This is a genomic window from Cupriavidus sp. UBA2010 (assembly GCF_002335265.1).
Taxonomy (GTDB): domain Bacteria; phylum Pseudomonadota; class Gammaproteobacteria; order Burkholderiales; family Burkholderiaceae; genus Cupriavidus; species Cupriavidus metallidurans.
The window spans coordinates 151,547-164,738 of the sequence record NZ_DDCI01000010.1 but is presented as its reverse complement, the minus strand read 5'-3'; the positions used below and the strand labels follow the sequence as shown (position 1 = coordinate 164,738).

At 64.0% G+C, this 13,192-nt stretch carries 12 protein-coding genes; 6 read left to right on the top strand and 6 right to left on the bottom strand.

Annotated elements, in window-relative coordinates; genetic code table 11:
* Window positions 1-83 precede the first annotated feature (83 nt).
* From B2246_RS06265 to B2246_RS06240, 6 genes are all read left to right on the top strand, one after another.
* Entirely contained in the window at window positions 84-821 is a 738-nt protein-coding gene (locus B2246_RS06265; RefSeq protein ID WP_286880809.1) for a hypothetical protein, read from the top strand.
* A 72-nt stretch (window positions 822-893) separates the two neighbouring features.
* Window positions 894-1,979, top strand: a complete 1,086-nt coding sequence (locus B2246_RS06260; RefSeq protein ID WP_186425328.1) for a M14 family metallopeptidase — start codon at window positions 894-896, stop codon at window positions 1,977-1,979.
* A gap of 332 nt (window positions 1,980-2,311) precedes the next feature.
* Window positions 2,312-5,137: a xanthine dehydrogenase family protein molybdopterin-binding subunit gene (locus B2246_RS06255; RefSeq protein WP_286880807.1), complete on the top strand. Its 2,826-nt coding sequence runs from the start codon at window positions 2,312-2,314 to the stop codon at window positions 5,135-5,137.
* Entirely contained in the window at window positions 5,134-5,688 is a 555-nt protein-coding gene (locus B2246_RS06250; protein WP_008649088.1) for a (2Fe-2S)-binding protein, read from the top strand. Before B2246_RS06255 ends, B2246_RS06250 begins: the two co-directional genes overlap by 4 nt.
* On the top strand, window positions 5,685-6,950 hold the full coding sequence (locus B2246_RS06245; protein WP_186425330.1) for a cytochrome c: 1,266 nt from the start codon (window positions 5,685-5,687) through the stop codon (window positions 6,948-6,950). The genes B2246_RS06250 and B2246_RS06245 overlap by 4 nt, the downstream gene beginning before the upstream one ends.
* Window positions 6,951-7,264: 314 nt before the next feature.
* Window positions 7,265-7,528: an RcnB family protein gene (locus B2246_RS06240; RefSeq protein ID WP_411431790.1), complete on the top strand. Its 264-nt coding sequence runs from the start codon at window positions 7,265-7,267 to the stop codon at window positions 7,526-7,528.
* 115 nt (window positions 7,529-7,643) lie between these two features.
* Here the strand turns inward: B2246_RS06240 and B2246_RS06235 are convergent, their stop codons facing one another.
* From B2246_RS06235 to dapD, 6 genes are all read right to left on the bottom strand, one after another.
* Complete coding sequence (locus B2246_RS06235) at window positions 7,644-9,140, bottom strand: Fic family protein (protein ID WP_286880803.1); 1,497 nt, start codon at window positions 9,138-9,140, stop codon at window positions 7,644-7,646.
* Between the two features lie 249 nt (window positions 9,141-9,389).
* Window positions 9,390-10,283 carry a 50S ribosomal protein L3 N(5)-glutamine methyltransferase gene (gene prmB / locus B2246_RS06230; protein WP_008649084.1) on the bottom strand — a complete coding sequence of 298 codons (894 nt, stop codon included), beginning with the start codon at window positions 10,281-10,283 and terminating at the stop codon, window positions 9,390-9,392.
* A 5-nt stretch (window positions 10,284-10,288) separates the two neighbouring features.
* Window positions 10,289-11,440, bottom strand: coding sequence for a succinyl-diaminopimelate desuccinylase (gene dapE, locus B2246_RS06225; RefSeq protein ID WP_035882013.1), 1,152 nt, complete (start codon window positions 11,438-11,440; stop codon window positions 10,289-10,291).
* Window positions 11,441-11,458: 18 nt separating this feature from the next.
* On the bottom strand, window positions 11,459-11,806 hold the full coding sequence (locus tag B2246_RS06220) for an arsenate reductase (RefSeq protein ID WP_008649082.1): 348 nt from the start codon (window positions 11,804-11,806) through the stop codon (window positions 11,459-11,461).
* Between the two features lie 16 nt (window positions 11,807-11,822).
* Entirely contained in the window at window positions 11,823-12,209 is a 387-nt protein-coding gene (locus B2246_RS06215; RefSeq protein WP_029308066.1) for a hypothetical protein, read from the bottom strand.
* 59 nt (window positions 12,210-12,268) lie between these two features.
* Complete coding sequence (dapD, locus tag B2246_RS06210; protein WP_008649080.1) at window positions 12,269-13,093, bottom strand: 2,3,4,5-tetrahydropyridine-2,6-dicarboxylate N-succinyltransferase; 825 nt, start codon at window positions 13,091-13,093, stop codon at window positions 12,269-12,271.
* Between the last annotated feature and the right edge of the window lie 99 nt (window positions 13,094-13,192).

The following is a 13,192-nucleotide window of genomic DNA, read 5'->3' as shown; positions in this document are numbered from 1 at the left end:
TTTCCCCCTTTTCCCGCAACGCGGGAGAAGGGAGCGAAAACAGTGGGACAATAGCGCCCGTTCCCGATTTCGCCTGACTTCCAATGACCCATCCGACGCACGGGAGCTGGACGCCCGTTCGCAAGGACTTCGTCGATCCGGCCAGCACGCGATGCCATGCGCGCAACGCGAAAGGTGGCCGCCACCACGGTTTTCCCGAAGGTCACGCCTATATCTTGCGCGGGCCGGATGGCCACGAGTACCCATTCGGCCCGGAATGCGCGCGCGAGGTGCTGGCCGTGCCCGAGGCGCTGGATCAGATCCCGGACTATACCGAGCGCGATGCGGTGAAGCGGATCGACGCCGATCTGCCCGCGCCGGTGAGGCGCAAGCCCTCGGCGGCCGAACAGGAGCTGGCGCGCCGCAATGCGGCCACGCGCTATGTGGTACTGCGCATGGAGAAAGTGGCTGCCGTGCCGCGCGTGCAGCCGACAGTCCTGTTTCCCGCGCTCGATGAGCTTTATCAGCGGATCGCCACCGGCGGCACGCTCACGAACGCGCAGGTGCAACGCGTGCTGGCGATCGAACGCAGCCAGGCCACGCCGCCCAAGCTCAAAAGCACGAACCTGCTCGATGTCTATACGGCGCACGTCAAGCTAGAGTGGCTGATCGCAGGGGCAAACCGCGTGGATCAGATACGTTTCCTGCGCAGCCTGCATGACTGGCTGGCCAGACATCTGGTGCTGTCTGCCGCGCAGATTGCTGCCGCCGGCATCGTGATGCACCCGCACGCATTCCGCAGCGCCTGGCCGTCAGAGGGCGGTCCGACGGAGCTGTTCTGACGTCCGCTGGATAAAAACGCCGGATTGGCGTTACATTGAGGGCATCCCCACTCGGCCCAGGCCATTCCCGCCATGCCTGCCAGTCAGACTGCGCGCTACTTCGCACGCAGCTATGCCGAAGCCCGCCAGAAATTCCTGGCGGCCGCCCGCGCATGTGGTGCGACGCTGACCGAGTTCCCCCATCCCACCGAAACAGGCAACCAGGGCGAGGCCCTGGCGATGGACGTCGCCTGGGTGGGGGCCGCCGATGCGTCGCGCGTGCTGCTGGTGACGTCCGGCACCCACGGCGCGGAAGGCTTCTGCGGATCAGGCACACAGGTGGCGATGCTTGCCGACACGGGGCTGCATTCTGACTGCCACCGCGCCGGCTGTGCGCTGATGTTCATCCACGCGGTCAATCCCTACGGCTTTTCCCACCTGCGCCGCGTCAACGAGGACAACGTTGACCTGAACCGCAATTTCGCGGACTTCGAACGGCCACTGCCGGCCAATCCGGCCTATGCCGAGATTGCCCCGATGCTGCTGCCGAGCCAGTGGCCGCCGTCGTGCGACGAACACACCGCGCTGATGAAGCGGGTGACGGAGCGGGGCATGGGTTGGTTCCAGGCGGCGATCAGCGCCGGACAGTATCAGGACCCGGATGGCATGTTCTTCGGCGGTCAGCAGGCAACGTGGAGCAACTACACGTTACGGCGCATCCTGGCCCGCTTTGGCGCCGGGCGGACCACTTTGCGATGGGTCGATGTGCACACGGGGCTGGGACCGTGGGGCTATGGCGAACCGATCTACATGGGGCCCGACGAGGCGCGCCAGTTGAACAAGACGCGGGCCATCTGGGGCGGCAGCGTGACGTCGATCTACGACGGCTCGTCGACATCGGCCAACCTGACCGGGCTCGCGTGGGCGGCCGTGCCGCAGACGCTGCCGACGATCGACTACGCGGGCATCGCCCTGGAGTTCGGCACGCTGCCGCTGCCTGATGTGCTCGATGCGTTGCGTGGCGACCATTGGCTGCATGTGCATCCTGAAGCGGACGAGAATCAGCGCGCACTGATCAAGCAGGCTGTGTGGCGTGCCTTCTATGGCGATTCGGACGAATGGCGCGATGGCGTGGTGGCTCAGGTGACCGACGCGGTGCGCAAGGGAATCGGCGTGTAGCGGCTTATGCCGAGATGCGGCGGTTCGTAATCGACTCATCTTTCGACTACCTTTCAACGACCATACGGAAGCGCTGATAGTCGTTATTGACCGTGCCCGGTTGAGACGCGGGGAGGGATGGCGAGACAATCGCCCGGGCGTGCCGGCATCGCTTGGTCGATGCCGCGCGCCATGACAGCACAGTAAGAAGAACAGGCGTCGTTGCCCAGCCCCACATCCTCAGCCGGACGCAAGCGAGAGCGCGTCGGCATCTCCCGCGTGGTTCATGATCCGCGCCGGTCGAATGGACCGGCTGGCAGCGTTCGCCCGTCGCACTCCTCGAGAGAATCTCCATGCCCAGTTTCAATCCATCGCGCCGCACGTTCCTGAAGACGAGCGTCGTGGCCGGGGTATCGGTTTGCATCGTGCCCCTCGCGGACAAGGCGGCCCTGGCCGCGTTGTTCGAAGAGAAGCACCTGACGCCGGTGCAAACCGATCCCGCCACCGGCGCGCCACGCTTCCGTGTGGATGGCATCGCCAAGGTCAACGGCGAAAAAGTCTTCGCACGCGATATCCGCGCACGCGATATGCCACACTGGCCCGCGCAGCAATCGCATGCCTTCATCGTGCGCACGACCCGTGCGGACCGTACCTTCGACGGCATCGACCTGAGCCTGCTCGGCGATGACCTGAAGCCCGACGTTGTGGTGACGGCCGCCGACCTGGAGCGCGACGGTGTGACGTTCCCGAAGTTCTACGGTGACGACATGCTGCTGCCGGTGGGCAAGACCCCGGCGTATCTTGGCCACGCGGTGGCCATCCTGATTTATCACGACTTCGCGCGCTTCCGCTTTGCCAAGGACAAGCTCAAGTATCGCGACGAGGTCGTGCGTTATGGCGCGCAGACTGGCGCGCTTGAGCGCGATCCCTGGGGCACGTTCCGTTTCGTGCGCGTGGGCGGCGCCACGCCGTTCGACGACGATGTGTTCTCGAGCCTGAAGTTCGCGCCGGTGTTCCCCAGCGCGATGCGCAAGCACCAGCCCGTTTGGCCGGACGGCAAGGACCACGGGCAGGTGGGCGAGCAGGGCATGGCCCATGCGAAGTCGATCCGCGACGAACTGGCAAGTCCACCGGCCAACTGGCTCGTGCTGGATCGCGAGTACAACACGCAGTCGATCGATACCGCAGCGCTCGAGGCCGATAACGCCAACTGCTGGTACGACCGCGACAACCAGACGCTGCACATGGTGGTGCCAACGCAGGCGCCGTCGGAGGTGGGCGAATCGACCGCGGAAATGCTGGCGCGCTGCAAGTCCGCGTTTCCGGTGAAGCAGGTGATCCTGCATCCGACCTACACGGTGGGCTACGGCTCGAAGGATCACTACAACTTCCCGTTCTACGGTCTGGTAACGGCGCTCTATGCCGGCAGCAAGCCCGTGCGGCTGGCCAACGACCGCTACGAGCAGTTCCAGACCGCGCTCAAGCGCCACGCGTTCAAGATGCACTACCGCATCGCGGTGGACAAGGAAACCGGACTGCTCCAGTCGTTCCAGGGCGACTTCGAGGCCAACGGTGGTGGCCGTATGAACTTCTCGCCGTCCGTGGCCATGGTCGGCGCGACGGCTGCGCAGTCGATCTATTACTTCCCGAAGAACGATCTCGCCACGGTGGCCATCGCCTCCCGTGCGATCGACGCTGGCTCCGCGCGCGGATATGGCACGCTGCAAAGCATGGCGGCGACCGAGATGATGATTGACGAGTTCGCCGAGCAGCTGAAGCTCGACCCGATCGAGTTCCGGCTGAAGAACGCGCTGCGCTCCGGCATGAAGAACACGCAGGGCGCGATTCCCGCCGGGGCTATTCGCGTGGATGAAGTGCTGGAAGCCTCGCGCAAGCATCCGCTGTGGACCAATCGCGCGAAGAAGAAGGCCGAGTACGAGGCCGCGCATCCGGGCCATCGCTATGGTGTGGGCTTTGCCTGTGTGCAGAAGGACTTCGGCACGGGCGCGGAGACATCGTTCGCGCGCGTCGAGATCGATGCCGAAGGCCGTATCGCGCTGTATCACTCAGGCGCGGAAATCGGCACCGGCATGTCGACGTCGCAGGCCTCCGCGGTGTCGCGCTGGCTGAGCCGCGCGGCCACGGACGTGCGGACGTCGATTACCGAGTGGCCGGACCTGCCCGTCATGACCAGTGGCGATCCCTACCTGATGAGCCAGGCGGATCAGGACAAGCTCTCGCAGAATCCGCGCTGGTCCCCGGGTTATGCGTCGCCATCCAGCGCGACGAACTCGGCCTACTACTTCACGCACAGCACGCGCGAAGCGGCCCGCGTGGTCTTCATGCATGGCCTGTGGCCGGCGGCGATGGCGATCTGGAGCCAGGGCATCGGCGGCGGCCAGGCGGCATCGCTGGTGGTGCGTGTGGAGGATGCCCGCTGGGTCGATGGCAAACTCAGCGCCGGCGGTCTGCAGGCGCTGCCATACGAACAGCTCGTCAAGAAGGCGCACGAACTGGGGCTGGTCACCGGCGCCACGGTGCACGTGTTCAATCGCTGGCAGTGGACCGAAGCCGATTTCGTCGTCAACGGCCAGGCCGTGCGGATTCCGGTGGATGGTTTGTCGGTACGCATGGGTGCGGGCGAAGCCAACGGCAAGCGCACGACCAATGGTTATGACGTGCTCGATCGACGCAAGGTCTATATCGCGCCGGTCCAGCGCAACAATGCGTCCGTGACGTACTACAGCGCGGTTGGCACGCTGGTCGAGCTGTCGGTGCACGAGGCCAGCGGCAAGGTCAGCCTGCTGACGCACCATTCGATCATGGAGTGCGGCTCGCAACTGTCGCCCGAACTGGTGTCGGGTCAGTTGCAGGGCGGCATCGCGATGGGCATCGGCCATGCGCTGCACGAGTTCCTGCCGCTCTACGAGGATGGCCCCGGCAACGGCACGTGGAATTTCAACCGCTATCACCTGCCGCGTGCCAGCGATGTGGCCGTATGGACGCAGACCGGAACCGTGCTGCCGCCCATTTCCGACACCGACCCGCCCAAGGGTATTGCCGAGGTGGTGATGATTCCGGTGGTGGGTGCCATCGTCAACGGTATCGCCCACGCCATTGGGCACCGCTTCACCGATTTGCCGGTCACGGCCGAAAAGATTCAGGAGGTACTGGCATGATCGCCACGCAAGCATTGTCCATGAACATCAACGGCAAGGACGTCGGTCCGCTCGAGGTGCCCGTCGGCCTGATGATGATCGATTTCCTGCACGAGTACGTGAACCTGACCGGCTCGCGGCTGGGGTGCGGACAGGGCGTCTGCCACGCCTGCGTGGCGATTCTCGACCACCCGGACGGCACGAGCGAAACCATTCGCACCTGCATCACGGGCGCGCATTTCTTCCAGGGCAAGCGCGTCCGCACCGTGGAAGGCCATGGCAAGCGCAATGACAAGGGCGAAGTCGTCGAGATGACGCCAGTGCAGCAGGCTTTCCTCAAGCACTTCAGCTTCCAGTGCGGCTACTGCACGCCCGGGTTCGTCAATGGCGCGACCGTGCTGGTGGAGAAACTCAAGCGTGAGCCGGTAGCGGCGGACAAGGTCGAGCAGACCATCATGTCGTCCATGGACGAGCACATCTGCCGCTGCACGGGCTATGTGCGGTACTACGAGGCCATCAAGGACGTGGTCACCAGCACGCCGGGGCTGGTGAAGGGGAAGGGCGCGCAATGACGACAATCCGATGGATTTCCGCGCTGGCCGCAGGCTCGGCGCTACTGCTTGCCGGATGCGGGTCGGGCAGTTCCGATGTGCCGCAGGCTGCCGACCTGGCGCCGGCCACGAAGCTGACCCCGGCCCAGCAGATCGAGCGTGGCCGCTACCTCGTGCGCGCGGCCGATTGCGCGGCCTGCCACACCGCGCCGAACGGGGCGCCATTCGCGGGCGGCGTGGAACTGGCTTCGCCGTTCGGCAAGTTCTACGGCACCAATATCACGCCGGACAAGGACCATGGCATCGGCAAATGGAGCGCCGACGATTTCTACAAGGCGCTTCATGATGGCGTGGCGCCCGACAAGCATCTGTATCCGGCGATGCCGTACACCTCGTACCGGGGTCTGTCGCGTACCGATACCGATGCGATGTACGCCTACCTGATGCAGCTCAAGCCGATAGCGGTGCAGAATCGCGAGCCAGAACTGGGCTTCCCGTACAACCAGCGTTTCGCCATGGCAGGCTGGAACCTGCTGTTCCGCAAGGATGCGTTGCCCGATGCATCGAAGGGCGAGTCGCCGGCGTGGATACGCGGCCGCTACCTGACCAACGCGCTCGGTCACTGCGCAGAGTGCCACACGCCACGCGGCAAGTTCGGACAGATGGATGGTGGTCGTCCGCTGACGGGTTCGGCGTTGGCGCGGGTGGGGGCTCCCGATATCTCGCCGGCCGGGCTGGCGGCGCGCGGATGGACTGCGGCGGACCTGCAGACGTTCTTCTCCACCGGCATCGCGCCCCAAGGTTCAGCCTACGGCGAGATGTTCCCCGTGGTGCATCTGAGCAGCCGTTACCTGAATGCCGCTGATGTCGGCGCGATGGCCACGTACCTGCTCGGCGACAAGCCGCCGGCACCGCAAGCGCTGAAGCCGGCCAATGCCGACGCGGGTGCCATGGCCACGGGCCGCCAGCACTATCTGGCGGTCTGCGCGGGGTGCCACGGACGCGAAGGCGAAGGCAAGCCTCACGTTGCGGTGGCGATGCTTGGCAATTCGACGGTGCGTAATGCGGACCCGCGCAACCTGATCGTGTCGATGCTCGACGGCATCGAGCGGCAGGACTTCCCGGGGCTGGAGAGCATGCAGGATATGCCGGGATTCGCCACGCGCATGAACGATGCCGAGCTGGCGGCGCTCGCCAACTACCTGCGGGCCAGCTACGGCGGCCAGCCGGCCGATGTGACGGCTGACTCGGTCAAGGCGCTGCGCGAGACGCCGAGTCACTGATGTCGCACGGCATCTGAACCGTCGCCGCGCATCATCGAGGTCGGCGGATCGCCCGCTCTTTCACCATGTGGGAGAGCGGGGAGAATTCGCGTATTTCATGACCGTAAAGTGGTATTTGCGGCACCTAAAGTACGGCAGAACTACCGTTTTCCCCACAGTTGTTACTAAGCTTCAAGAGGATTGCCCGACTCTGGAGCAGTTCTTGTGTTCCATCTGTGGAGATCACGATGAAAACGAGGATGTTAATACCCATCGCCGTGGCAGCCGCCGGTATGCTGGCGGCGCCTTTTGCTCTTGCTCAGCACTCTGGTTCCATGAAGTCTTCTGGCTCGATGTCGTCATCGCCATCGTCATCGGGCACGATGCCGATGGGTGCGGCATCGCCGTATACGCCTCAGAAGTGGAGCAAGGGTGACAAGTTGCCAGCCGAGTTCCGTGACCGGCAGTACGTCATCGACAAGTACAAGGAATACAACCTCCCAGCGCCGAAGAAGGGCTACCACTGGGTGGGTATCGGTGCTGACTATTACCAGGTGTCGTCCAATGGGACGGTGTACTCGGTTGGGCCCGGAGGCTGATTGGCCGTTGCGGCCGCTGCTTATCCGAGCTTGAGATGTGAAACGCGCCGTGAGTGATCACGGCGCTTTTTTTTGCCTGGAATCTTGCGTTTGGGGATGACTGCCGGGGACGGGCTCAAGCCTCGGACGCCGTGCCCGGGAAGAACACGTCCTGCACCGCTGCCTCGATCGCGTCGAAGGCTTCGGGTTGCACGCGGATGCCGAGCTGTTTTTTCCAGCGATTGGACACGCGCCCCTTCTCCCGGAAGCAACTCGATATGAGTGTGGCGAGGTCGTGGTTGCGAATGTCGAACTCTGCCTCGACGCGCCTGACCACTTCGTCGTAGCCTTGCAGGAATTGTGTTTCGGCCTGGAGATCGTGTTCGAGGGCTTCCTTGACCATGCGCGCGCCGAATTCCACGCAGGGCGTGGCATCCCAATATCGATAGGGCATCGAGCCGGCATCGGTCTGGCAATCGAATTCATGCTCCCCCAGCGCCCATACGCGCCAAAGCGCGCGAGCCGGCTTCGAGAAGCTCTCCAGCGCCGCCAGGTAGTCCGATTCGTGACGCTTGATGGCCACCGAGACTGGCAGCAGGAAACCATGCGCCATTTTGCCGGACCGGCACAGCGCGTGGTGGATCAGGAAACGGGACAAGCGGCCGTTGCCATCCATGAACGGATGGATGAAGACGAACCAGAACGAGACGATGCTCGCCACAATCAGCGGATCGAGATTGCGGGGAGGATCGTTGGCGAAGGTTTCCAGTCCCTGCATCAGCGCTGGTACGTCGTCGGGGTTGGGCGGAACGTAGGTGACCGAAGCCGCGCCGTGGCCGCCCCGGCGCAGCCAGTTCTGCTCGGTCCGGTATTGCATGGCCTGATCGAACGGGTTGGTAATGATGTCGTTCTGCAGCTCCACCAGGTAGCGTTCATCCAGCGGCCGGCGTTCGTGCGCGTGACGCAGCAACTGGACAAATCGCTCGGTCTTGTCCTGAGTGGGGTGTTCGCGCTCGATCTCGAATGAGCTTTCCGCTTCGCTGAGATACGCCCAGTTGAGCGCTCGGTCCAGGATGTCTTTGCCGACGTTGGCAATAAAGGCGTCCATACGCGCGAACACGTCCATGTCCAGAATCGACTGGATCGATTCGGTACGGCGCACGGCCACGCACTGATCAAGTGAACCCAGCCCGTTGAAGCGCACGCGCCAGCGTGGATATAGTTGGCCGGGCTCCGCCGTGTAATACCGTTCGGGGTCGAACACGCTGACGTACGGCACTTTGTCCGAGTGCCGTGGTGCCAATGTGGCGCCCGTGAAATGCTCCCAGAGAAGCGCAGCCACACGGATGTATCGGCTGGTGGGGTGGCGGTCGAGTTCGAGCTGGAGTTCGGCTGCGCCGATCGGAGGGAGCGCCCCGGCCAGGATGGCCAGGTTGATGCCTTCGTGCTTGAGCGCGAACAGCAGATGGGTCAGATCAGAGGCGCCCTCTGCCGGTGCGACTTTGCGTGGAAACAGCACGGCATCGGCAGTCTCAAGAATGCGCGTAGTTGCCCCCGCACGTGCTTCACGAGTGACAGGGACGACGGGAAGATCCAGCCGTTCGCGCAACCAGGCATATCCAACCAGACGCATGTTCTGCACCGTCGATCCATCAAAGTGATGTTAGGGGCGCAACCTTTTTTTAGGTGAGCGATGAATTTTTATATTTCTCGCTACTTTCGTCTACTTTTTATTAGGAAGTGCGCAAAATGGGGGCGAGACCAGACCCCGGCCTAGCTGCCACCTTGCACACCAAATTCGCGCAATACGAACCTTTTTTATATTTCGCCTTGAAGCACCACACCAAATTTTAGGCGTGTGTGACGAAATCCCCCTTTCTACTTAACCCGGCAGTGCCTCATAAGTGACAAGGAACACCTGGTCGTCGCCGGCGCTGACCGAAAGCCAGACGATGTCGAGATCGGGGAAGGCCGCTTCGACGTTCTCGCGCTCGTTGCCGATTTCCACCACCAGCGCACCGCCCGGATTCAGGCGTTTCTTCGCGCCGGCGATGATCCGGCGCACAACGTCCATGCCGTCGTCGCCGCCGGCCAGCGCAATGCGCGGCTCCGCCATGTATTCGGGCGGCAGGTCGCGCATCGACTGCTCGTTGACGTACGGCGGGTTGGTCAGGATCACGTCGTACGTTGCGGTCGACGGCAACGGCGCGTAGAGGTCGCCTTCGTAGAGCGTGATGCGGTCTTCCATCTTGTAGTCCGCCACATTGCGGCGGGCCACGGCCAGGGCGTCGGACGAAATGTCCACCGCGTCGATTCGCGCGTGCGGCCAGACGTGCGCGGCGATGATCGGCAGGCAGCCGGAACCGGTGCACAGTTCCAGTACCGGGCCAATCTGCCCGGTATCACCGACCCACGGTTCCAGCCCATCCTGCAGCAGCTCGCCGATGAAGCTGCGCGGCACGATCACGCGGGAATCCACGTAGAAACGCAGCCCGTGCATGAACGCTTCGTGCGTGATGTAGGCGGCCGGAACACGTTCGTTTACGCGGCGATCGATCACCTTGTGCACGGCGTCGATCTCCTCTGGCAGCAGCCGGGCGTCGAGGAACGGGTCGAGGGTGTCCAGCGGCAGGTTCAGCGTATGCAGCACCAGGTAGGCGGCTTCGTCATAGGCGTTGGCGCTGCCATGGCCGAACGAGAGCTTCGCGGCGGTAAAGCGCGAAACCGCCAGGCGCAGCATGTCGCGGACGGTTTTCAGGGAAGAGGTGGTGGCCATGGGGATCAGGCAATCAGGCGTTCCAGCACGCCACGGTAAACGTTCTTGAGCGGTTCGACGAAGCGGACTTCCACGTGTTCGTCGATCTTGTGGATGCTGGCGTTTGGCGGGCCGAATTCGATGACCTGCGGGCAGATCTTCGCGATGAAACGGCCGTCGGAGGTGCCGCCGGTGGTCGAGAGTTCCGTCTTCACGCCGGTCTCGGCCGCGATGGCTGCACCCAGTGCTTCGGACAGGTCGCCGCGCGGCGTCAGGAACGGCTCGCCGCCCAGCGTCCAGTCGAGCGTGTAGTCGAGCCCGTGCTGGTCGAGGATCGCGTGCACGCGCGACTTCAGGCTGTCAGGCGTGCTGGCCGTCGAGAAGCGGAAGTTGAAATCGATCGTCACGTGGCCCGGGATCACGTTGGTCGCGCCGGTGCCGCCATGGATATTCGACATCTGCCACGTGGTGGGCGGGAAATACTCGTTGCCCGCGTCCCATACCTCGTTCACCAGCGCGGTCATTGCCGGCGCCGCAAGGTGGATCGGGTTGCGCGCCAGGTGCGGGTAGGCGATGTGGCCCTGCACACCCTTGACCGTGAGCTTGCCGGACAGCGAGCCACGGCGGCCGTTCTTGACCATGTCGCCGAGCGTGTCGACCGAGGTCGGTTCGCCTACCACGCAATAGTCGAGACGTTCGCCGCGCGCCTTCAGCGCTTCCACCACCTTCACGGTGCCGTCATGCGCCGGGCCTTCCTCGTCGCTTGTGATCAGGAAGGCGATCGATCCCTTGTGCTCGGGGTGTTTCGCCACGAATTCTTCTACTGCCACCACGAAGCCGGCAATCGACGTCTTCATGTCGGCCGCGCCCCGGCCGTAGAGCTTGCCATCGCGATGGGAGGGCTCGAACGGGTCCGAAGACCATTGGTCGAGCGGGCCGGTCGGCACTACGTCGGTATGGCCGGCAAAGGCCAGCAGCTTGCCTGCGGTGCCCTGGGTGCCGCGCTTGACCGCCCACAGGTTGGTGACGCGGAAATCGTCAGGGCCGCTGACGATGTTCTCGCAGGTAAAGCCAAGGGCCTTGAGTCGGGTCTCGAGCACGGCCTGGCAACCTTCGTCGGCGGGGGTGACCGAGCGGCGGCGGATCAGGTCTTCGGTCAGGGCAAGGGTCGGGTTCATGGGGCGGGGGATGAATCGTTAAAACAGGGCGGCGTAGCCGTCAGCGGAAAAACCGACGCTGACCTTGCCGTCGCGGTCCAGCACGGGACGCTTGATCAGCGACGGGCTGGTCTGCATCAGCGCGATGGCGCCGGCTTCGGACTCGGCGCGCGTCTTGTCCGCATCGGACAGCGCGCGGTACGTGGTGCCCTTCTTGTTCAGCAACGTGGTCAGGGGCACGTGCTTGAGCCAGGCGCGCAACATCTTCTCGTCGACGCCTTGCTTCTTGAAATCGTGGAACGTGTAGTCGACGCCGTTCGACTCCAGCCAGGTACGGGCACGCTTGACGGTGTCGCAGTTGGGAATGCCGTAGAGCAGGGTAGTCATGGTGTCAGGTTCGGGTTCAGCGGAACAGCAGGTTGAGCGCGATGACCAGTCCACCCAGGCCAAGTGCCACGCCGGCCATGGCCACGGCGGTCATCAGGCGCAGGCGCCGGTCAAGGCGCGCGGCTTCGCGGCGCAATGCCTCGATCGTGATGGCGTGCTGCTCGGCCAGCAGCTTGACGGCCTCGGCCTGCTGCATGGCGGTGGTTTCCAGCTCCGCGATGCGAGCGGCCGGGTCGCGTGTGTCGGCCGCGCCGGGTTGCGCGCCTTCCTCGTCCTTCTTCTTGCCTTTCTTGAGCTTCTCGATGGTCTTGTTGGCCTGTTCGAGGATGGTCGGCAGGAGGGAGAGGACGGTACTGACGGTGGCGGGGTCGAGGGCCATGAGTCGCTTGCGGAGGGATGGCATCGGCTGGGCTTCGCGCCGCCGGGGCGTGCCCGGCGGCGGCATTGCTGTCAAGGCGCGATTCAGTCGCGCAGCAGGTCGTTCAGGCTGGTCTTGGCGCGGGTTTGCGCGTCCACCTTCTTGACGATCACGGCGCAGTACAGGCTGTACTTGCCATCCTTCGACGGCAGGTTGCCGGCCACGACGACCGAACCGGCAGGCACGCGACCGTAGTGGATTTCGCCCGTTTCACGGTCGTAGATCTTGGTCGACTGGCCCAGGTACACGCCCATCGAGATCACCGAGTTTTCCTCGATGATCACGCCTTCCACGACTTCCGAACGGGCGCCGATGAAGCAGTTGTCCTCGATGATGACCGGGTTGGCCTGCAGCGGCTCGAGCACGCCGCCGATGCCGACGCCGCCCGACAGGTGCACGTTCTTGCCGATCTGCGCGCACGAGCCGACGGTGGCCCACGTGTCGACCATGGTGCCTTCATCCACGTAGGCGCCAATGTTGACGTACGACGGCATCAGCACGGCGTTCCTGGCGATGTACGAACCGCGGCGGGCCACGGCGGGCGGCACCACGCGGAAGCCGGCCTTCGCGAAGTCGTCGCCAGTCCAGTTGGCGAACTTGGTCGGCACCTTGTCGTAGAACTGGGCAAAGCCGCCAGCGCTCATCGGCGCGTTGTCTTCCAGACGGAACGACAGCAGCACAGCCTTCTTGATCCACTGGTTGACGACCCAGTCCTTGCCTTGCTTCTCGGCCACGCGCAGTGCGCCCGAATCGAGTTGCGAGATCACGTTGGCCACCGCTTCGCGGATGTCGTTCGGCGCGGACTTCGGCGACAGGCTGGTGCGGTCTTCCCAGGCCTGGTCGATCAGGGCTTGCAGTGCTTGCGTCATGGTTGTGTTCTCAGTGGTGAATATGTATCGGGAGTGATGCCGGAAATCCTCGTTCCGGCTTCAGGACATTCGGTGATTCAGGGTGAAGCGTTCGCGCCG

What these genes read in the sequence shown, in the direction of transcription:
- B2246_RS06265 (WP_286880809.1), top strand. Translation starts at nt 84, where the DNA reads ATGACCCATCCGACGCACGGGAGCTGGACGCCCGTTCGCAAGGACTTC.
- B2246_RS06260 (WP_186425328.1), top strand. Translation starts at nt 894, where the DNA reads ATGCCTGCCAGTCAGACTGCGCGCTACTTCGCACGCAGCTATGCCGAA.
- B2246_RS06255 (WP_286880807.1), top strand. Translation starts at nt 2,312, where the DNA reads ATGCCCAGTTTCAATCCATCGCGCCGCACGTTCCTGAAGACGAGCGTC.
- B2246_RS06250 (WP_008649088.1), top strand. Translation starts at nt 5,134, where the DNA reads ATGATCGCCACGCAAGCATTGTCCATGAACATCAACGGCAAGGACGTC.
- B2246_RS06245 (WP_186425330.1), top strand. Translation starts at nt 5,685, where the DNA reads ATGACGACAATCCGATGGATTTCCGCGCTGGCCGCAGGCTCGGCGCTA.
- B2246_RS06240 (WP_411431790.1), top strand. Translation starts at nt 7,265, where the DNA reads ATGAAGTCTTCTGGCTCGATGTCGTCATCGCCATCGTCATCGGGCACG.
- B2246_RS06235 (WP_286880803.1), bottom strand. Translation starts at nt 9,140, where the DNA reads ATGCGTCTGGTTGGATATGCCTGGTTGCGCGAACGGCTGGATCTTCCC.
- prmB (WP_008649084.1), bottom strand. Translation starts at nt 10,283, where the DNA reads ATGGCCACCACCTCTTCCCTGAAAACCGTCCGCGACATGCTGCGCCTG.
- dapE (WP_035882013.1), bottom strand. Translation starts at nt 11,440, where the DNA reads ATGAACCCGACCCTTGCCCTGACCGAAGACCTGATCCGCCGCCGCTCG.
- B2246_RS06220 (WP_008649082.1), bottom strand. Translation starts at nt 11,806, where the DNA reads ATGACTACCCTGCTCTACGGCATTCCCAACTGCGACACCGTCAAGCGT.
- B2246_RS06215 (WP_029308066.1), bottom strand. Translation starts at nt 12,209, where the DNA reads ATGCCATCCCTCCGCAAGCGACTCATGGCCCTCGACCCCGCCACCGTC.
- dapD (WP_008649080.1), bottom strand. Translation starts at nt 13,093, where the DNA reads ATGACGCAAGCACTGCAAGCCCTGATCGACCAGGCCTGGGAAGACCGC.